Source organism: Azospirillum halopraeferens DSM 3675, from assembly GCF_000429625.1.
In the GTDB taxonomy this organism is placed as follows: Bacteria; Pseudomonadota; Alphaproteobacteria; order Azospirillales; family Azospirillaceae; genus Azospirillum; species Azospirillum halopraeferens.
In genome coordinates, this window is the sequence record NZ_KE386931.1 from 71,460 (window position 1) to 91,969 (window position 20,510).

At 70.0% G+C, this 20,510-nt stretch carries 16 protein-coding genes; 13 read left to right on the forward strand and 3 right to left on the reverse strand.

Annotated elements, in window-relative coordinates; translation table 11 throughout:
• Positions 1-558 precede the first annotated feature (558 nt).
• The 9 genes from G472_RS0130225 to coaD all read left to right on the forward strand — a co-directional run bounded on the left by G472_RS0130225 (position 559) and on the right by coaD (position 12,684).
• Positions 559-1,311: a GntR family transcriptional regulator gene (locus G472_RS0130225; RefSeq protein ID WP_245593632.1), complete on the forward strand. Its 753-nt coding sequence runs from the start codon at positions 559-561 to the stop codon at positions 1,309-1,311.
• Between the two features lie 62 nt (positions 1,312-1,373).
• Positions 1,374-3,119 carry an oxalyl-CoA decarboxylase gene (gene oxc / locus G472_RS0130230; protein WP_245593633.1) on the forward strand — a complete coding sequence of 582 codons (1,746 nt, stop codon included), beginning with the start codon at positions 1,374-1,376 and terminating at the stop codon, positions 3,117-3,119.
• 98 nt (positions 3,120-3,217) lie between these two features.
• On the forward strand, positions 3,218-4,492 hold the full coding sequence (gene frc, locus G472_RS0130235) for a formyl-CoA transferase (protein WP_029011385.1): 1,275 nt from the start codon (positions 3,218-3,220) through the stop codon (positions 4,490-4,492).
• Between the two features lie 105 nt (positions 4,493-4,597).
• A complete protein-coding gene (gene sucC / locus G472_RS0130240; RefSeq protein ID WP_029011386.1) occupies positions 4,598-5,797 on the forward strand; it encodes an ADP-forming succinate--CoA ligase subunit beta in 1,200 nt (399 codons plus the stop codon).
• A complete protein-coding gene (gene sucD, locus G472_RS0130245) occupies positions 5,798-6,673 on the forward strand; it encodes a succinate--CoA ligase subunit alpha (protein ID WP_029011387.1) in 876 nt (291 codons plus the stop codon).
• A 27-nt stretch (positions 6,674-6,700) separates the two neighbouring features.
• A complete protein-coding gene (locus tag G472_RS36560; RefSeq protein WP_051341646.1) occupies positions 6,701-8,431 on the forward strand; it encodes an NADH-ubiquinone oxidoreductase-F iron-sulfur binding region domain-containing protein in 1,731 nt (576 codons plus the stop codon).
• On the forward strand, positions 8,431-11,178 hold the full coding sequence (gene fdhF, locus G472_RS0130255; protein ID WP_029011388.1) for a formate dehydrogenase subunit alpha: 2,748 nt from the start codon (positions 8,431-8,433) through the stop codon (positions 11,176-11,178). The genes G472_RS36560 and fdhF overlap by 1 nt, the downstream gene beginning before the upstream one ends.
• 142 nt (positions 11,179-11,320) lie before the next feature.
• On the forward strand, positions 11,321-12,148 hold the full coding sequence (locus tag G472_RS0130260; protein WP_029011389.1) for an IclR family transcriptional regulator: 828 nt from the start codon (positions 11,321-11,323) through the stop codon (positions 12,146-12,148).
• Positions 12,145-12,684, forward strand: a complete 540-nt coding sequence (gene coaD / locus G472_RS0130265) for a pantetheine-phosphate adenylyltransferase (protein WP_029011390.1) — start codon at positions 12,145-12,147, stop codon at positions 12,682-12,684. The genes G472_RS0130260 and coaD overlap by 4 nt, the downstream gene beginning before the upstream one ends.
• Positions 12,685-12,778: 94 nt before the next feature.
• On the opposite strand, the gene G472_RS0130270 is transcribed toward coaD, so the two are convergent.
• The 3 genes from G472_RS0130270 to gcvA form a co-directional block, all read right to left on the reverse strand.
• Positions 12,779-13,570, reverse strand: coding sequence for a crotonase/enoyl-CoA hydratase family protein (locus tag G472_RS0130270; protein WP_029011391.1), 792 nt, complete (start codon positions 13,568-13,570; stop codon positions 12,779-12,781).
• 22 nt (positions 13,571-13,592) lie between these two features.
• Complete coding sequence (locus G472_RS0130275; protein WP_245593634.1) at positions 13,593-15,038, reverse strand: aldehyde dehydrogenase family protein; 1,446 nt, start codon at positions 15,036-15,038, stop codon at positions 13,593-13,595.
• Between the two features lie 122 nt (positions 15,039-15,160).
• On the reverse strand, positions 15,161-16,069 hold the full coding sequence (gene gcvA, locus G472_RS36565) for a transcriptional regulator GcvA (RefSeq protein WP_035694282.1): 909 nt from the start codon (positions 16,067-16,069) through the stop codon (positions 15,161-15,163).
• Between the two features lie 307 nt (positions 16,070-16,376).
• Between gcvA and G472_RS36570 the strand changes: the two genes are divergently transcribed.
• From G472_RS36570 to G472_RS36580, 4 genes are all read left to right on the forward strand, one after another.
• Entirely contained in the window at positions 16,377-16,616 is a 240-nt protein-coding gene (locus G472_RS36570; RefSeq protein WP_035694283.1) for a DUF1127 domain-containing protein, read from the forward strand.
• A gap of 417 nt (positions 16,617-17,033) precedes the next feature.
• Complete coding sequence (locus G472_RS0130290; protein ID WP_029011393.1) at positions 17,034-17,624, forward strand: exopolysaccharide biosynthesis protein; 591 nt, start codon at positions 17,034-17,036, stop codon at positions 17,622-17,624.
• A 138-nt stretch (positions 17,625-17,762) separates the two neighbouring features.
• The gene (locus G472_RS36575) at positions 17,763-18,086 is read left to right on the forward strand and encodes a CU044_2847 family protein (protein WP_156927317.1); all 324 of its coding nucleotides are present in this window, start codon (positions 17,763-17,765) and stop codon (positions 18,084-18,086) included.
• A partial coding sequence (locus G472_RS36580) for a S1 family peptidase (RefSeq protein WP_035694284.1) occupies positions 18,079-20,510 on the forward strand: 2,432 nt, incomplete at its 3' end. The genes G472_RS36575 and G472_RS36580, both read left to right, overlap by 8 nt.

Genomic DNA, 20,510 nt, shown 5'->3' on the forward strand with positions numbered 1-20,510 from the left:
CCGAAAGACCCGCATCAAAAAATCCCCCGGAGCCGGGCTCCGGGGGAGTGCAGGGAGAATCTTCCGGGAGGACGCCACGGAGACCCGTTCCCTGTGTACTCCTGCCCAACAGTTGGCACCACGACGCATTTGGAATGCCAGCCATGCAAATACGAAATACGGTATACCAAAACGACGCCCGCCGTCGTGGGTCGCCGGGTGTGACAGTATCGTGATGGTCACAGCAGCCGATGGCGAAGACCTCCGGCGGCGGCGGTGTAGATTGCGGAAGTCACCGCTGTGAACACACCGGCGGGATGATGGGATCATCCACTGTCCCCGCGCAGAGCAACACATCTTTGATTGAATCGCCCACCTCATAATCGCCCGTCTCCAGGGCGGTGGGATGGTCATGCGGCTTTGCTCGTGATCGAACATTTGCCGCCGCTGCGGCCGGGGCGGAACGGCGCAGCCGGAGCGCGGCTGTGGATGTCGGCATCGACGACAGTTTGGAACACCCGCAAATAGGCTTGCGGGCATTCGGCATCTGGTATACCGTATCGGTTATTCAAGCCCGCGGTGACGGGAGGGGTTTTCGGGCCGGACGCCCGGCGGCCCGGCAAGGACGAGGGTCAGGACGTGATGGAGCGGTTGAACTTCGCGGTGAAGCGGCTCGACCAGGGCACCAGCTTCAAGGCCAAGGCGTACACCGCCCTGCGCCAGGCGATCACGCAGATGGACATTTACGGCCATGACGGCGAGATCCGCCTGGATGAACGCCAGCTCTGCGAGGCGCTGGGCGTCAGCCGCACTCCCGTGCGCGAGGCCATGGCGCTTCTGGAACAGGAGGGCTTCATCCGTTCCCAGCCGCGCCGCGGCATCTTCGTGGTGCGCAAGACCAAGGCGGAGATCATCGAGATGATCACCGTCTGCGCCGCCCTGGAGGGCATGGCCGCCCGTCTCGTCGTCGAACGGGCCGACGACGACGAGATCGCCCGTCTCGCCGATCTCATTAGGACCTTTCCCACACATCCTGTTGACAGCCAGGTCGTCGAATATTCCGACGCCAACGTTTCCTTCCACCAGCGGCTGGTCCAGGCTTCGGGCTGCGCGCTGATCGGCGAGATCACGGAAAGGTTCTTCATCCACATGCGCGCCATCCGCAGGGTCACCATGCGGACCGGCGGGCGTGCGGACCGGTCGATCGTCGAACACCATGAAATCATCGAAGCCCTCGAGAAACGCGATGCCGACCTCGCGGAGCGGCGGGTGCGTGAACACACGCTCGGCCTGGCGCGATACGTGGAAGATCATTGCGATTTTCTCGACTGACCGATCTTGAACCTTTAGGAGCTCGGGGAGGATCTACCCTTATGTCTAACGCGGCTGCAACAATGGTCAAGAACCAAGCCACGGACGCCCCTGCAGTCGACGCACGGCAGGAGCTGACGGACGGTTTCCAGCTCGTCATCGATGCGCTCAAGCTCAACGGCATCGAGAACCTCTACGCCGTGCCCGGCATTCCGATCTCGGACCTGCTGCGCATGGCGCAGGCCGAAGGCATGCGCGTCGTGTCGTTCCGCCACGAGCAGAACGCCGGCAACGCCGCCGCCATCGCCGGCTTCCTGACCAAGAAGCCGGGCGTCTGCGTCACCGTGTCGGCCCCCGGCTTCCTCAACGGCCTGACCGCCCTGGCCAACGCCACCACGAACTGCTTCCCGATGATCCTCATCAGCGGTTCGTCGGAGCGCGAGATCGTCGACCTGCAGCAGGGCGACTATGAGGAGATGGACCAGCTCGCCATCGCCAAGCCCCTGTGCAAGGCCGCCTTCCGCGTCCTGCACGCCCAGGACATCGGCATCGCCGTGGCGCGCGCCATCCGCGCCGCCGTGTCCGGCCGTCCGGGCGGCGTCTATCTGGACCTGCCGGCCAAGCTGTTCTCGCAGGTGATGGACGCGGCCGAGGGTGCGAAGTCGCTGGTCAAGGTGATCGACCCGGCCCCGGCCCAGCTTCCCGCCCCGTCGGCGATCGCCCGCGCGCTCGACGTGCTGAAGGGTGCCAGCCGCCCGCTGATCATCCTCGGCAAGGGTGCCGCCTACGCGCAGGCCGACGACGAGATCCGCGCGCTGGTGGAGAAGAGCGGTCTGCCCTTCCTGCAGATGAGCATGGCCAAGGGTCTGCTGCCCGACACCCATCCCCAGTCGGCGGGGGCCGCGCGCTCCATGGTGCTGAAGGAGGCCGACGTCGTCCTGCTGATCGGCGCCCGCCTCAATTGGCTGCTGTCGCACGGCAAGGGCAAGAGCTGGGGTGAGCCCGGCTCGAAGAAGTTCATCCAGATCGACATCGAGCCGAAGGAGATGGACAGCAACGTCGAGATCGTCGCCCCCGTGGTCGGCGACATCGGCTCGTGCGTGTCGGCGCTCCTGGCGGGCATCGACGGCTCCTGGCAGGCGCCGCCGGCCGAATGGACCGGCGCCATCACCGCCCGCAAGGACGCCAACATCGCCAAGATGGCGCCGAAGCTGATGAAGAACACGGCGCCCATGGACTTCCACGGTGCGCTGGGCGCCCTGCGCCGCGTCGTCAAGGAACGCCCCGACGCCATCCTCGTCAACGAGGGCGCCAACACCCTCGACCTGGCCCGCGGCATCATCGACATGTACCAGCCGCGCAAGCGCCTGGACGTCGGCACCTGGGGCGTCATGGGCATCGGCATGGGCTACGCCGTCGCCGCCGCCGTGGAAACCGGCAAGCCGGTGCTGGCCATCGAGGGCGACAGCGCCTTCGGCTTCTCCGGCATGGAGGTGGAGACGGTCTGCCGCTACAACCTCCCGGTCTGCATCGTCATCTTCAACAACAACGGCATCTACCGGGGCACCGACGTGAACCCCACCGGCGGCACCGACCCGTCGCCGATGGTGTTCGTCCCCGGCTCCCGTTACGACAAGATGATGGAGGCCTTCGGTGGCGTCGGCGTCCAGGCGACGACGCCGGACGAGCTGTACCGCGCGGTCAGCGAGGCCATGGACTCGGGCAAGCCGACGCTGATCAACGCCGTGATCGACCCGGCCGCCGGAACCGAAAGCGGCAACATCGGCAGTCTGAATCCGACGAGTTCCGTCCGCAAGATGCCGTCGTAAGGGCGGGCGTCCGGTTATTGCAGCATGCGGCCCGCCCGCTCCGCAGGGCGGGCCGCTTCTGACGATCATATTCGAGTGGTTACGGGAGGGAATAATAAATGGGCAAGGCTCTCGACGGCGTGCGTATTCTCGACTTCACCCATGTTCAGTCGGGGCCGACCTGCACGCAGCTCCTCGCCTGGTTCGGCGCCGACGTGGTGAAGGTCGAACGGCCCGGTGAGGGCGACATTACGCGGACCCAGTTGCGCGACATTCCCGATGTGGACAGCCTCTACTTCACGATGCTGAACCACAACAAGCGCTCGATCACGCTCGACACCAAGAATCCCACGGGAAAGCAGGTGCTGGAAGCGCTGATCAAGTCCTGCGACGTATTGGTTGAGAACTTTGCCCCCGGCGTGCTCGACCGCATGGGCTTCTCCTGGGAGCGCATCCAGGAACTGAACCCGCGGATGATCGTCGCCTCGATCAAGGGCTTCGGCCCCGGTCCCTATCAGGACTGCAAGGTCTACGAGAACGTGGCGCAGTGCGCCGGCGGTGCGGCGTCCACCACCGGGTTCGAGGACGGCCCGCCCATGGTCACCGGCGCCCAGATCGGCGACAGCGGCAGCGGCCTGCACCTGGCGCTGGGCATCGTCACGGCGCTGTTCCAGCGCGTCTCCACCGGCCGCGGCCAGCGCGTCAGCGTGGCCATGCAGGACGGCGTGCTGAACCTGTGCCGGGTCAAGCTGCGCGACCAGCAGCGCCTGGCCCACGGGCCGATGAAGGAATACCCGCAGTACCCCAACGGCGAGTTCGGCGACACCGTGCCGCGCGCCGGCAACGCCTCGGGCGGCGGCCAGCCCGGCTGGATTCTCAAGTGCAAGGGCTGGGAAACCGACGGCAACGCCTACATCTACTTCATCACCCAGGCGCCGGTGTGGGCGAAGATCTGCGAGGTCATCGGCAAGCCGGAATGGGTCACCGACCCCGACTACGCCACGCCGCAGGCCCGTCTGCCGCGCCTGATGGCGATCTTCGCCGAGATCGAGCAGTGGACCATGACCAAGACCAAGTTCGAGGCCATGGAGATCCTCAACCGTTACGACATTCCCTGCGGCCCCATCCTGTCGATGAAGGAGATCGCGGAGGACGAGTCGCTGCGCCGCACCGGCACGCTGGTCGAGGTCGAACACCCCACCCGCGGCCGCTACCTGACCGTCGGCAACCCAATCAAGCTGTCGGACAACGACGTGGCGGTGGAGCGGTCGCCCCTGCTGGGCGAGCACACCGAGGAGATCCTGAGCCAGGTGCTGGGCTTCGACGAGCGGTCGATCAATGAGATCCGCGGCTCCGGCGCCATCGGCGCGCCGCGCCTGATGGCGGCGGAGTGAGCGTCGCCGGACGGTCGTGAACCATAACAACGCCGGGCCCCCGGCCGCCGCCGGCGGCGGGGCGCCCCGGAACGAAGAACCGTCCCCGGGGAGGGATAGAACCAGATGAACATCCACGAGTATCAGGCCAAGGGGCTGCTGAAGGGGTACGGCGTCGCGGTGCCCCGCGGCGGCGTCGCCTACACCCCCGAAGAGGCCGAGGCGGTGGCCCGCGAGCTGGGCGGGCCGGTGTGGGTCGTCAAGTCGCAGATCCACGCCGGTGGCCGCGGCGCCGGCCGCTTCGCGGACAACCCGCAGGGCAAGGGCGGCGTCCGCGTCGTCAAGTCGGTCGAGGAGGTCGGTGCGAACGCCGGCGAGATGCTGGGCCACGTGCTGGTCACCAAGCAGACGGGGCCGCAGGGCAAGGAGGTCAAGCGGGTTTACATCGAGGAAGGCTGCGACATCCGCCGTGAGCTGTACCTCGGCATGCTGGTGGACCGGGCGACCGGGCGCATCACCATCATCGCCTCCACCGAGGGCGGCATGGAGATCGAGGAGGTCGCGGCGACGCACCCCGAGAAGATCATCAAGGTCGCCATCGACCCCGTCACCGGCATCCAGGGCTTCCACTGCCGCAAAGTCGCCTTCGGGCTCGGCCTGGAGGGCAAGCAGGTCGGCGCCGCCACCAAGTTCATCGCCGCCGCCTACCGGGCCTTCACCGACCTGGACGCCTCGATCGTCGAGATCAACCCGCTGGTGGTCACCGGTGCCGGCGACGTGCTGGCGCTGGACGCCAAGATGAACTTCGACGACAACGCGCTGTTCCGCCACAAGACCGTGCAGGAGCTGCGCGACGAGTCCGAGGAGGACCCGGCGGAGGTCGAGGCGGCGCGCTACGACCTGAACTACGTCAAGCTGGACGGCAACATCGGCTGCATGGTCAACGGCGCCGGCCTGGCGATGGCGACCATGGACATCATCAAGCTCTGCGGCGGTGAGCCGGCCAATTTCCTGGACGTCGGCGGCGGCGCCACGCGCGAGCGGGTCACCGCGGCGTTCAAGCTGATCCTGTCCGACCCCAACGTCGAGGGGGTGCTGGTCAACATCTTCGGCGGCATCATGCGCTGCGACGTCATCGCCGAGGGCGTGGTGGCGGCGGCCCGCGAGGTGCACCTGCACGTTCCGCTGGTCGTGCGCCTGGAAGGCACGAACGTGGACCTGGGCAAGAAGATCCTGGCCGGGTCCGGCCTGTCCATCGTCGCGGCCGACGATCTGGGCGACGCCGCCCGGAAAGTCGTGGCCGCCGTGGTGAAGGAGGCCGCGTAAATGTCCGTTCTCGTCAACTCCGAAACCCGGGTCATCTGCCAGGGCTTCACCGGCGCCCAGGGCACCTTCCATTCCGAGCAGGCGATCGCCTACGGCACGCGGATGGTCGGCGGCGTGACGCCGGGCAAGGGCGGCAGCACCCACCTGGACCTGCCGGTGTTCGACACCGTGGCCGACGCGGTGGAGAGGACCGGCGCCACCGCGTCGGTGATCTACGTGCCGCCGCCGTTCGCCGCCGACGCCATCCTGGAGGCGATCGACGCCGAAATCCCCCTGGTGGTGTGCATCACCGAAGGCATTCCGGTGCAGGACATGCTGGCGGTCCGGCGCGCGCTGGACCATTCCGCGACCCGCCTGATCGGCCCGAACTGCCCCGGCATCATCACCCCCGGCCAGTGCAAGATCGGCATCATGCCCGGTCACATCCACAAGCCCGGCCGCATCGGCATCGTCTCGCGCTCCGGCACGCTGACCTACGAGGCGGTGGCCCAGACCACCGCCACCGGGCTCGGCCAGACCACCTGCATCGGCATCGGCGGCGATCCGGTCAACGGCACCAACTTCGTCGACGCGCTCGAGATGTTCCTTGCGGATCCGCAGACCGAGGGCATCATCATGATCGGTGAGATCGGCGGCGACGCCGAGGTCAAGGGAGCGGAGTTCATCCGGCAGTCCGGAACCACCAAGCCGGTGGTCGGCTTCATCGCCGGCCGCACCGCCCCGCCGGGCCGCCGCATGGGTCATGCCGGTGCGGTGATCTCGGGTGGCAACGACACCGCCGACTTCAAGATCGAGGTCATGAAGTCGGCGGGACTCCACGTCGCCGACAGCCCGGCCAGCCTGGGTTCGACCATGCTGTCCGCCATGAGGCACTGAAAGAAATAAGGAGAGGGGAAGGCGACCATGGACACGGCCATCCCGGAAAAGACACGCGCCATCCACCCCGGCTCGGGCCGGCGCAACACGCGCATCCAGCCCAAGGGGCGGCAAGTCGATCCGGCCGCGCTGGCCGAGGTCCGGGAGCTGCTGGGCGACCGGTCGCGCCAGCCGGATCTGCTGATCGAGCATCTCCACCTGCTCCAGGACCATTTCCGCTGCCTGCACGCCCGCCATCTGGCGGCGCTGGCCAACGAGATGCGCCTGGCCCTGGTGGAGGTCTACGAGGTCGCCTCCTTCTACGCCCACTTCGACATCGTCATGGACGGGGAGGAGGCGCCGCCGCCCCTGACGGTGCGGGTGTGCGACAGCCTGTCGTGCTGCATGGCCGGCGGCGAGGCGCTGCTGAAGGACCTGCCGGCGGCGCTCGGCGACGGCGTGCGGGTGGTGCGCGCGCCCTGCATGGGGGCGTGCCACAATGCCCCGGCGGTGGCCATCGGCCACGCCCTGCACGAGCACGCCACCGTGGAATCCGTGACCGCCGCGGTGGCGGCCGGTGACGACCATCCGCACCTGCCCGATGCCATCGGCTTCGACGCCTACCGGGCGGAGGGCGGCTACCGCCTGCTGCAGGATTGCCTGTCCGGTGCGCGCACCGTCGACGAGGTGATCGGTCGGCTGGAGGATTCCAACCTGCGCGGCCTCGGCGGCGCCGGCTTCCCGACGGGCCGCAAATGGAAGTTCGTCCGCGCCGAGCCGGGTCCCCGCCTGATGGCGGTCAACGGCGACGAGGGCGAGCCCGGCACCTTCAAGGACCGCCACTACCTGGAGACCGATCCGCACCGCTTCCTGGAAGGGATGCTGGTGGGTGCCTGGGCGGTGGAGGCGGCGGACGTCTACATCTACCTGCGCGACGAATACCCGCAGTGCCACGAGATCCTGCGCCGCGAGATCGCCCTGGTGGAGGCGGCGGGCCTCGCCCCGCACACCCGCATCCACCTGCGCCGCGGCGCCGGCGCCTACATCTGCGGCGAGGAATCGGCGATGCTGGAGAGCATCGAGGGCAAGCGCGGCCTGCCGCGCCACAAGCCGCCGTTCCCGTCGGTGGTCGGCCTCTTCGGGCGGCCGACGCTGATCAACAACGTGGAGACCCTGTTCTGGGTCCGCGACATCGTCGAAAAGGGCGGCGAGTGGTGGGGCAGCCACGGCCGCAACGGCCGCAAGGGGCTGCGCAGCTTCTCCGTCTCCGGCCATGTGCGGGACCCCGGCGTCAAGCTGGCCCCGGCGGGCATCACCATCCGCGAGCTGATCGACGAGTACTGCGGCGGTATGAAGGAGGGCCACACCTTCAAGGGCTACCTGCCGGGCGGCGCGTCGGGCGGCATCCTGCCGGCGTCCATGGACGACATCCCGCTGGACTTCGGCACGCTGGAGCAGCACGGCTGCTTCATCGGGTCGGCGGCGGTGGTGGTGCTGTCGGACCGGGACGACATGCGCGCCGTGGTGCGCAACCTCATGGCCTTCTTCGAGGACGAGAGCTGCGGCCAGTGCACGCCCTGCCGCGTCGGCACCGAGAAGACGCTGAAGCTGCTGGGCGAGCCCGCGTGGAACGAGCCGCTGCTGAACGACCTGGCGAAGGTCATGGGCAGCGCCTCCATCTGCGGCCTGGGTCAGGCCGCCATGAACCCGCTGAAGAGCGCGCTGAAGCATTTCCGTGACGACCTGGCCCTGCCGGGCGAGATCCGGGAGACCAAGTGATGAGCGAGACCATCGCCTTCGAACTGGACGGCAAGACCGTCGAGGCGCAGCCGGGGGAGTCGATCTGGCAGGTCGCCACCCGGCTGGGCACCGAGATCCCGCACCTGTGCTATTCCACCGCGCCGGACTACCGGGCCGACGGCAACTGCCGCGCCTGCATGGTGGAGATCGAGGGGGAGCGGGTGCTGGCGGCCTCTTGCATCCGCAAGCCCACGCCGGGCATGCGCGTGAAGACCGCGAGCGAGAGCGCCAGGTCGGCGCGCAAGATGGTGTTCGAGCTGCTGGTCGGCGACCAGCCGGCCCGCGAGGCGGCGCACGACCCCAATTCCAAGTTCTGGAACTGGGCGGACAAGGTGGGCGTGGCGCAAAGCCGCTTCCCCGGCCGCGCGGCACCGGCGAAGGATTTCAGCCATCCCGCCATGGCCGTGCAGCTCGACGCCTGCATCCAGTGCAACCTGTGCGTCCGCGCCTGCCGCGAGGTCCAGGTGAACGACGTCATCGGCATGGCGTTGCGCGGCCATCATGAGAAGATCGTCTTCGACTTCGACGATCCCATGGGCGACAGCACCTGCGTGGCCTGCGGCGAGTGCGTGCAGGCCTGCCCGACCGGCGCGCTGATGCCCAAGACCATGGTCGACGAGGCCGGCGTCTACAAGGGCGAGCCCGACCGCAAGGTGGACAGCGTGTGCCCCTATTGCGGGGTGGGCTGCCAGCTCACCTACAACATCAAGGAAGACCGGGTCGTCTCGGTGACCGGCCGCGACGGCCCGTCGAACCACGAGCGGCTGTGCGTGAAGGGCCGCTTCGGCTTCGACTACATCCACCACAACCACCGCCTGACCAAGCCGCTGATCCGGCGCGAGGGCGTGTCGAAGCACGACACCGACATCGACCCGCTGAACCCCTACACCCACTTCCGCGAGGCCACGTGGGAGGAGGCGCTGGACCGGGCCGCCGGCGGCCTGAAGCGCATCCGCGATCAGTTCGGCGGCCGTGCGCTGGCCGGCTTCGGCTCGGCCAAGGGTTCCAACGAAGAGGCGTACCTGTTCCAGAAGCTGGTGCGCACCGGCTTCGGGTCGAACAACGTCGACCATTGCACCCGCCTGTGCCACGCCTCGTCGGTGGCGGCGCTGATCGAGGGCATCGGGTCGGGTGCGGTGACCGCGCCGTTCAACGCCGCGCTGGACGCCGAGGTGATCATCGTCATCGGTGCCAACCCGACCGAGAACCACCCGGTCGCCGCCACATTCTTCAAGAACGCGGCCGAGCGCGGCGCCAAGCTGATCGTCATGGATCCGCGCGGCACCGCCATGAAGCGCTTCGCCACCCACATGCTGCAGTTCAAGCCGGGCCGCGACGTGGCCATGCTGAACGCCATCCTCAACGTCATCATCACCGAGGGGCTGTACGACCGCCAGTACGTCGAGGCCAACACCGAGGATTTCCAGCGCCTGAAGGACCACATCGCGGACTTCACTCCGGAGGCGATGGAGGACGCGTGCGGCATCCCCGCGGAGCAGCTCCGCGACGTCGCCCGGCTGTACGCCCGCTCCCGCGCCTCCATCATCTTCTGGGGCATGGGCGTGTCGCAGCACGTGCACGGCACCGACAACGTGCGCTGCCTGATCGCCATGGCGCTGACCACCGGTCAGGTGGGCCGCCCCGGCACCGGGCTGCACCCGCTGCGCGGCCAGAACAACGTGCAGGGCGCCTCCGACGCCGGCCTGATCCCGATGATGTATCCGGACTACCGGCCGGTGGACGATCCGGAGGTGCACGGCTTCTACGAGGATTTCTGGAAGACCAGGCTGGACACGCAGCGCGGCCTGACGGTGGTGGAGGTGATGAACGCCATCCACGCGGGATCGGTGAAGGGCATGTTCGTGGAGGGAGAGAACCCCGCCATGTCCGACCCCGACGTGCAGCACGCCCGCGAGGCCCTGGCGTCGCTGGAGCACTTGGTGGTGCAGGACATCTTCCTGACCGAGACCGCCAAGTACGCCGACGTGGTGCTGCCGGCCTCGGCCTGGCCGGAGAAGGACGGCACGGTGACCAACACCAACCGCACGGTCCAGCTCGGCCGCGCCGCGGTGCCCATGCCGGGCGACGCCCGCCAGGACTGGTGGATCATCCAGGAGATCGCGCGCCGGATGGGGCTGGACTGGACCTACACCCACCCGAAGGACGTGTTCGCCGAGATGAAGGGCGCCATGCCGTCGCTGGACGGCATCACCTGGGCGCGGCTGGAGCGCGAGGATGCCGTGACCTACCCGTGCGCCGACGAGGAATCGCCGGGCCAGGAGATCGTCTTCGGCGACGGCTTCCCCACCGCCAGCGGCCGCGGCCGCCTGGTGCCGGCCGCCATCATCCCGCCGGCCGAGGAGCCGGACGCCGAGTACCCCATGGTCATGACCACCGGGCGCCAGCTCGAACACTGGCACACCGGTTCCATGACCCGGCGGGCGCAGGTTCTCGACGACCTGGAGCCGGAGGCGGTGGCCTACCTGTCGCCGGCCGACCTGCGCCGTCACGGCGTCGAGCCGGGCGGGGCGATCAGGGTCAGCACGCGGCGCGGCGAGATCGAGCTGAAGGCGCGGCCGGACTCCGCCGTGCCGTCGGGGCTGATCTTCGTGCCGTTCTGCTACGCCGAGGCATCGGCCAACGTGCTGACCAACCCGCAGCTCGACCCCTTCGGGAAGATCCCGGAGTTCAAGTTCTGCGCCGCCCGCATCGAGCGCGCGGCCTGATACGGACGGCGGGGGCGGACCGCGACGCGGCCGCCTCCCCGCCGTCCCAACGATGAACGAGTACCGTCAGCCAGGGCAAGCCAGAGGGCGCCGGACAAGACGCCCCGGACACGGACCGAGGGTTAGGGACATGGAAACGTTGATGACGACGAAGGCGGCCAGGCGGCAGCCTCCCGCGGAAGGTCAGACCGACCGGGCGGCCAAGGGCCAGGTGGTGCAGTCGCTCACCCGGGCGCTCACCCTGATGACCATCCTGGGCCGGTCGGAGCGGGCGATGTCGCTGTCGGAACTGGCGGAGGAGGCGGACCTGTCCCCCTCCACCGCCCACCGGCTGCTCACCACGCTCCAGCAGGAACGCTACGTGCGCTTCGACCAGGCCACCCGCGGCTGGTCGATCGGGGTGCAGGCGTACATGACCGGCACCAACTTCGTGAAGACGCGCAATCTCCTGGAACTGGCGCGGCCGCGCCTGCGCCGCCTGATGGAGGAGAGCTGCGAGCTGGTGAACCTGGCGGTCGAGGACAACGGCGAGGCCCTGTTCCTCGCCCGCATCGGCGGCCCGCGGGTGGTCAACCCGCCGGCCCCCATGGGCGACCGCGCCCACCTGCACTGCACCGCCGTCGGCAAGGTCATGCTGTCGGGCATGCCGGAGGGACAGGTGCAGACCATCGTGACCCAGCGCGGCATGCGCCAGTTCACCCGCACGACCCTGTCGTCGCTGCCGGCCCTGCACGCCGACCTGTCGCTGACGCGCAGCCGCGGCTACGCCATCGACCAGGAGGAGCGGGTGGCCGGCGTGTGCTGCGTCGCCGCCCCCATCTTCGACGAGAACGCGCGCATCATCGGCGCCCTGTCGGTGTCCGGCTCGAACCGCCGCATCGCCGACACCCGCGTCGTCGCGCTGGGCGAGATGGCGCGGCGCACGGCGGCGGCGGTGACCATGGAACTGGGCGGCCGGCTGCCGGTATGACCGGCTCCGGCATCGCGGTCTACGCCGGAACTTTCGACCCGGTGACCCTCGGTCACCTGGACATCGTGGCGCGCGCCCGGCGGCTGTCCGACCATCTGGTGATCGCGGTGCACCGCAACGCCGGCAAGGGGCCCCTGTTCGCCCTGGACGAGCGGGTGGCGATGCTGCGCCACGAGGTGGAGCGCCTGCCCCCGGACGGGGCGAGCGTGGAGGTCCGCCCCTTCGAGGGGCTGCTGGTGGACTTTGCCCGTGCCCATGGCGCGTCGGTGCTGGTGCGCGGCCTGCGCGCCGTATCCGATTTCGAGTACGAGTTCCAGATGGCGGGCATGAACGGCCACCTGGACCGCTCCATCGAGACGGTGTTCCTGATGACCTCCGACGGTCACCAGTTCATCGCGTCCCGCCTGGTGAAGGAGGTGGCCGCCATGGGCGGCGACGTCTCCCGCTTCGTGCCCCCGGCCGTCGTCCGGCGGCTGGCCCGGCGCTACGGCCGTCCGTCCGACGCTCCCGCCGGCACCCTGTTTCCTCTCGCGTGAAACCTTGCCCCCACCCTCCCGCTGCGGGTCCCTCCCTCCCCCGCCGGAGGCGGGGGAGGGGTGTTTCCTCATTTCCGGGCCCGGCCGGAGCCGCCTACCGGCCGGCGAAGGACGCCGGGCGCCGTTCGATGAAGGCGGTGATGCCCTCGCGGATGTCGTGGGTGGCGGCCATGCGGGCGAACTGGCTGGCTTCCACGGCGAGGCCCTCGTCGATGGACAGGTTCAGCCCGCGCGTGGTGGCGGCCAGGCAGGCGGCGACGGCCAGCGGCGACTTGTCGACGATCCGCGCCGCCAGGCCGCGGGCGGCGTCCAGCAGGTCGTCGTGGGGCACCACCATGTTGACCAGGCCCGCCGCCCGCGCGTCCTCCGCCGCGATGGGGTCGCCGGTCAGCAGCATGGCCAGGGCGCGCTTGCGGCCGATCAGGCGCGGCAGCCGCTGCGTGCCGCCGTAGGGCGGCGGGAAGCCCAGCTTGATCTCCGACTTGGCGAAGGTCGCGCGCTCGCTGGCCACCGCCAGGGGGACCGCCTCGGTGACCTCGCAGCCGCCGCCGTAGGCCAGGCCGTTCACCGCGGCGATGATCGGCTTGGGGAAGGTCTCCAGCCGGCTGGTCAGTCGCTGGCCGCGCCGCACGAACTCCCGCAGGGCCGTCTCCGGGCCGGCGAACACCGTGCCGGAGAACTCGGTGATGTCCGCACCGGCGGAGAAGGCGCGGTCGCCGGCCCCGGTCAGGATGACGGCGCGGATGTCCGCGTCCGCCTCGATCCCGTCCAGCAGGTCGTGCAGCCGGGCGATGGTGGCGAAGTCGATGGCGTTCAGCTTCTGCGGACGGTTCAGCGTGAGGATGGCGACGGCGCCCTCGGCGTCCATGAGCACGGTATCGTTCATTGCGGTTCTCTCCCTCGGGTGATCAGGCGGCGTGGGTCCAGATCGTTTTCAGTGTGGTGTAGGTGCCGAGCGCGTGCAGCGACCGGTCGCGGCCGAACCCGGACTGCCGGACGCCGCCGAAAGGGGTGGTCATGGCGTGCCGGTCGTAGGTGTTGATCCACACCATGCCGACGCGCAGGGCGTCGGCCAGGCGGCGGGCGCGGGCGGCGTCGGACGTCCACACGCCCGCCGCCATCCCGTAGACGCCGGTGTTGGCCAGGCGCACCGCCTCCGCCTCGTCCCGGAAGGAGGCGACGGCGAGGACGGGGCCGAACACCTCCCCGTGCCAGAGGCCCATGGCGGGCGAGACGCCGTCCAGGATGGTGGGCGCCACGAAACTGCCGGCACCGTTCAGGCGGATGCGCACGCCGCCGGCCGCCAGTTCGGCGCCCTCGCCCATGGCCCGGTCGATGGCGGCGAGGATGCCGTCGCAATGGGCGGCGTCGACCACGGCGCCGTAGCGCGTGTCGGGGTCGGCGGGATCGCCGGGCTGAAGGCGCTCGGCATGGGCGACCAGCCGCCGCAGGAGATCCTCCCGGACATCCTCGTGCACCAGCAGCCGGGAGCCGGCGTTGCACACCTGCCCCTGGTTGAAGAAGATGCCGTTGGCGATGCCGCGCGCCGCCAACTCGGGATCGCAGTCGGGGAACACGATCTGCGCCGACTTGCCGCCGCATTCCGGCCACACCGGCTTGAGGTTGGACGCCGCGGAATAGGCCAGGAAGCGCTTGCCCACGGCGGTCGAGCCGGTGAAGGCGAGGCAGTCCACGTCCATGTGCAGGCCGAGCGCCCGCCCCGCCGTCTCGCCGCGGCCGGGAACCACGTTCAGCACGCCCGGCGGCAGGCCGGCGCGGGCGGCCAGGGCGGCCAGCCGAATGGCGCTCAGCGACGCGCGCTCCGACGGCTTGAGCACGACCGAGTTCCCGGCGGCCAGCGCCGGGGCGATCTTCCAGCAGGCCATCAGCAGGGGAAAGTTCCAGGGGACGATGGCCGCCACGACGCCCGCGGGCTCCCGCCGGACGATGGCGGAGCCCGGCGCGTCCACCGGCACCACCGCGTCGTGGAGCTTGTCGATGGCCTCGCCGTACCAGGCGATGCACTCCGCCGCGGACGGCACGTCGACGGCGAGGCCGCTGCGCACGGGCTTGCCCATGTCCACGGCCTCCAGCAGGGCGAGGTCCCGGGCCTCGGCGAGCATCCGTTCGGACAGGTCCCGCAGGATGCGCTTGCGCTCCCGCGGCGGCAGCCGGCGCCAGCGGCCGTCCTCGAAGGACCGCCGCGCCGCGGCCACGGCGTCGTCCACATCCTCGGCGCCGCAATCGGCGATGGCCGCGATCTCCCGATCGGTTGCCGGATTGATGCTCGGGAACACCGCCCCGCTGCGCGCGTCGCGGAAGTCACCGTCGATGAACGCCCGTCCTTCAAGCACACCTGACGGTTCTGTATTGTGTTTGATCTGGTCAGTTATTTCGACAGGCATGACAGAATCTCCCAGTTGTTCTTCCGTCATGGTGATCTGGTGGTGATCATCGGGCAAACGACTTAATGTCATCATCGGGTGAGGGCGTGTCGCCCTGCCGGCTGCGGGGCGAGTTCGTCGCGGATCCAGTCGCGGAACGCCCGGACGTCGGAGCGCGCCAGGGATTCCGGGGTGCAGACCAGCCAGTAGGAGGTGGCGGCGGGCACGGCCGGCCCCAGCACCGCCACCAGCGCACCCGACGCGAGGTCCGGATCGACCAGCGGGTGGCGGCCCAGGGCGACCCCCAGCCCCTCGATGGCGGCGTTCAGCGCGTACTGGACGTTGTCGAAGCGCAGCCCGCGCGTGGTGTCCGGGCCGGCGAGGCCGCGGGCTTCGGCCCAGTACGCCCATTCCCGGCTCACCTGCGTGACGTGCAGCAGCGTGGCACCGGCGAGGTCGCCGGGTTCGCGGATCGACGGGGCCAGCGCCGGGGCGCACACCGGCACCAGGGATTCGGTGACGAGGTGGAGCGCTTCCAGCCCCGGCCACGGGCCGGTCCCCATGCGGATGGCCAGGTCGACGCCGTCCCGCGGGAACTCCACCTGCCGGTGCGCGGTGTCCAGCATGATGGCGATGCCCCGGTGCGCCGCCTTGAAGCGCCGCAGCCGCGGGATGAGCCAGCGCAGCCCGAAGGTCGGGGCGGCGCTGATGGTCAGCGATCCGCCGGGGCGGCGTCCGGGCACCGCCTCGGTGCCCCGGGCCAGGACGTCGAGCGCCGCGCGGACCGGCGCCACGTAGGCGGCGCCGGCGTCCGTCAGGCTGACGGAGCGGTTGCCGCGCGTGAACAGGGGCGTGCCCAGCCAGTCCTCCAGCGACTGGACGGAGCGGCTGACGGCCCCGGGGGTCAGCAGCAGCTCCTCGGCGGCGGCGCGGAAGCTCCCGTGCCGGGCCGCCGCCTCGAACACGCGCAGCGTCGAGAGGGGAGGGAGTTTGTAGGCCACGGCCGCCGGTCCGTCTCAGGCCCGGCCCGCCGCGGGGGAGACGGCAGTCCCGTCGGTCGGTACGGCAGGGGTGGTCATGATGGCAGGCTCCGGCTGGTCTCGGCGGTCGAGCGTCGCCCCGGCGGTCCCGCGGGGCAAACGAGGAATGCTGGCGCGACGGTGAGTTCCGCTCACCGATGGCCGTGCCCTGCTTTCCCGCACTTCATCCGACGGTGATTGCAACTCGTTTGCCGGCGCCGCGCACCCCGGCCAAGCTGGATGGTGCCGACGATGCCCGCGGCAGGACAGGCAGGAAAGGGGTCAGGCCATGAAGCAACCCGCGTCGAAGCGAGTGGCGGCCGGCGGCGGTCGCCGGCCGATGGCGGCGCCCGCCATCGCCGCGCTGGTGCGGTGGCTGTCGCGTCCGGCCATGGTGGTGGAGCAATGGCGCCGCCGCAGCCGGGAGCGCCGCGAACTGGATGCGCTGGACGACGTGATGCTCCGGGACATCGGCCTGACCCGCTGCGACATCACCCACGAAGTCCGCAAACCGTTCTGGCACCCCTGAAGGACCGGCCATGATGCACTCCCTCGCCCGCGTCCATCCGGATCCGGCGGTTCGGCGCGCCGCCCGGGACTACGCGCTGTGGCGGTCCGAAACGCTGGCAGCGTTCGTCCGGGCGTTGTTCCGGTCGCCTTGCGGAAGGGTTTCCGCATGGTGGAAACGATATTTGGTATACTTGCGACCAGATACGAATTGAGCGACGCTGACGGTGCATCGGAGATCGGCTGCTCCCGGGTTTCTGACGATGGGCGTCGAGTGGTCGCTGATGCGCGTCCTCCCACTTCGCGCCGCGCTGCACCAGCAGCGCGGCGATTTTTTGTGTGCCGCCACCCCGGCGGCGGGCGCAGCGGTCCCATGCGTCCGGCGCGGGGGAACAAGGGGGCGGGGTGGTGAATTGAGTCCATCGCATACGGAGGACTCATGACCGGGGAATCGAACGGTGCGCTCAGCGACGTCCTGGATCGGCTGGAACGGTCGGTCCGGGGGGAGAGCGTCACGGTGCAGGAGGTGGTCGAGACGCTCGGCCGCAAGTCGTTCGCGTCGCTGATGCTGATCTTCTCGCTGATCTCGGCGTCGCCGGCCAGCGCCATTCCCGGCATCACCGCGACGGTGGCGGTGATCGTGTTCATCCTGGTGGTGCAGATGATCGCCGGACGGGACTGCGTGTGGCTGCCGCAGTTCATCTACCGGCGGCGCATGTCCAGGGCAAAGCTGTGCAAGGGCATCGGCTGGCTGCGCAGGCCGGTGGCGTTCGTGGAGCGGTTCCTGAAGGAACGCTTCACCGTCCTGCTGCACCGGCCGTGGCTGCTCCTGCCCCTGGTGCTGATCCTGGCGCTGACCCTGTTCATGCCGGTCATGGAGGTGATCCCCACCTCCGGCTCCATCGCGTCGGCGGTCATCGCGTTCTTCGCTGCGGGGTTGCTGACCCGCGACGGCGGGCTCGTCCTGGTGTCGCTGCTGCTCCTGTCGGCGGTGCCGGTGGCCGTCTGGCACTTCGGCTTCAACGGATAGGCCGCGCGCGCGGACGGGACGCCGATTTTGACGCGCGGACGGCGCGCTGCTACCTTTTGCGTCACCGGCGGCGGGGATATCACCACCGCCGTGGGATGGACCGGTTCCGGGGGGCCGGCGCGCGAGGGGGTGCAGGTCATGTCCGACGTCGTTCTGGTCCGCTTTCCGTCCGACCGCGGGTCCGTGGTGGTGGAGATTCCCGAGGAGCGGGTGGGGCCCCTGCCGGCCTCCGCCGCGCATCCGAACATGCGCGACGCGCAACAAACGTTCCTCGACGCGCTGGCCGGGTTGGAACCCATCGTCGACGCGGTGGTGAAGCGTCTTGAGGGATTTTCCGCGAGCACGGCCACCGTCGAGTTCGGCATCAAGCTCTCCGCCAAAGCCGGGGTGGTGCTGGCCTCCGCCGAGACCGAGGGGCACCTCAAGCTCACCCTTACCTGGACGCGCGCGCCCGATGCATGACCGGGCGGTTGTCCGCGTCCGGCGGGACACGGCGGTGGTCGGCGCCGGCTTCCTCGCCGCTCCGGGGGTGGTGCTGACCTGCGCCCACGTTGTTGCGGACGCCCTGGGGATAAGCAGGGACGGGACGCCGGACGACGGCGCCGCGGTTATGGTGGACTTCCCCTTGATCGCGGCCGACCGGACGCTTTCGGCGCGGGTGCCGGTGAAGTGGTGGCGGCCCTTCGGACACGACGTGGCGGTGCTGGCCCTGGCGCCGGAGTCCGCGCCCGGCGTCCCCCCGGCGCCGCTGGCCGCAGTGCCCGCCGGTGCCGGCGCGTCCTTCAGCGCCTTCGGCTTTCCCAAAGGGTTTCCGGGCGGGCGCAGGGAACGGGGGGAGGTGATCGGCCCGAACGCGGACGGCCTTCTGGAGATCCGCCCGGACCGGGCCGACGCGCACGTCCACTTCGTGGAACAGGGATTCTCCGGGACGCCGGCGTTCGGCAAAGATGGCGTCATCGGGATGGTGGTGGCCACGGGACCGAAGCCGGAGAACCGGCTGGCCTATCTGATCCCGGTCCCGTGGCTGGAACGGGGATGGCCGCCGCTGGCGCGCCCCTACCGCGGTCTGGCGCCGTTCGACGCGGAGTCCGCGCGCTGGTTCCGCGGCCGGGACGACTTCACGACACGCATCCTGGACCGGTTGGCGGGTCAGGCGGTGGTGGTGGTCGTCGGCTCCTCCGGGTCCGGCAAATCGTCGGTGGTGCGGGCGGGCGTGGCGCCGGCCCTGACGGCGCGGGGATGGACGGTCGCCACCTGCCGGATCGGAACGCAGCCGTTCCGCTCCCTGGCGCGGGCGCTGGTCGATCACCTGTACCCCGGCCAATCCGTCGGCAAGCGGACGGATCTCACCGCCGAACTGGCGGGCAAACTGGCGCAGCCGGGGCCGGCGGCCCTGGACCACATCGACGGGCTGCTGGAGTCGGGGAGCCGCCTGCTCGTCATCCTGGACCAGTTCGAGGAGTTGGTGACGCGCGCCGACGCGGCGGAGCGGGAGGCGTTCGACGGGTTCCTGTGCCGTCTGATCGGGCGCGGCACCGGCAGCGCGCTGCGCGTGGTGGTCACGCTGCGGTCCGACTACACGGAGGCCATCGAGCCTCTGGACTGCGCCCGCCACCTGCTGAACGACGCCCGGGTGCACCTGACGCCCATGACCCGACAGGAATTGGCGCAGGCCGTGCGCGGGCCGGCCGACGATCTCGGCGTCCGCTTCGCCGACGGCATCGACGGCGACCTGATCGGCCAGGTCACCCGGACGCCGGCCCTGTTGCCGTTGCTGCAATACACCTTGCAGGAACTGTGGGAGGCGCTGGACGGCGCGGTCATCACGGATGCGGCGTTGCAGGCGTGCGGCGGCCTGGACGGCGTGCTCGGGCGACGGGCCGACGCGGTGTTGCAGGGGTTGGACGACGGCGGGCGGGAGGCGGCGCGGCGCCTGTTCACCGGCCATCTCGTCAACGTCACGGAAACCGGCGTCGGCCACGACACCAAACGCACCGCCACGCGGGCCGAGGTGGGCGCGGCGCTGTGGGAGGTCGCCCGGGCCTTCGCCGCCGAGCGCGTGTGGCTGCTGGCGATTCAGGAGAGCGAGCCCGGCGGTGCGACGGTCGAGATCGCCCACGAGGCGCTGATCCGGAACTGGGACACCCTGCGCGGCTGGCTGGACGCGGTGCGCGACCTGCGCATCTGGGAGGCGGCGGTGACCCGCCAGATGGCGGCGGTGAACGGGGACTCCGTGCTGGAAACCTGGAACCCCCGGCAGGTCGAGGAGGCCCGGCGCATGCTGGCCCTGCCCGACGTGACCCCGGCCGTGCGTGACCACGCGGAGCGTGTGCTGGCGAACACCGAGGCGATGGACCTCTGGTCCCGCCTGCGCTCGTTCGACCGGCATGAGGACACCCTTGGTCTGCTGCCGGGGCTCCCAAGCCGGGTGCGGGACACCATGATCGGGCAATTGATGGTGAGCACCGCGTGCGCCGGGGCGTTCCTGCGCTCACCGGTCGAGACGGGGTTGGGCCTGTTCGGCGTGGACCCCGCGCGCTGCCGGCGGGTGGCGCCGTGGGTGGCCGAACCGCCGGGGGTGGACGAGCCGGTGCCGTTGTTGCGTGCCCGGTGCCTGGCGGGAGTCCTCCTTGAGTTGCCCCTCAACCCCGACGCCATCGTGGTGGCCCTGCGGGGGACGACGGACCGCGATCAGTGCGCGGCGCTGGGCACGGGTCTGGCGGCTGTGTCCGGGCGCGTGCCGGACCCGGAGGGGCACACGGCGGTTCTGCTCGAAGCCCTGCGGGGGACGAGGAACCCCTATCAGTGCGCGGCGCTGGGTGCGGGTTTGGCGGCCATGTTCGGTCGGGTATCGGACCCGGATGGGCACGCGGCGGCCCTGCTCGA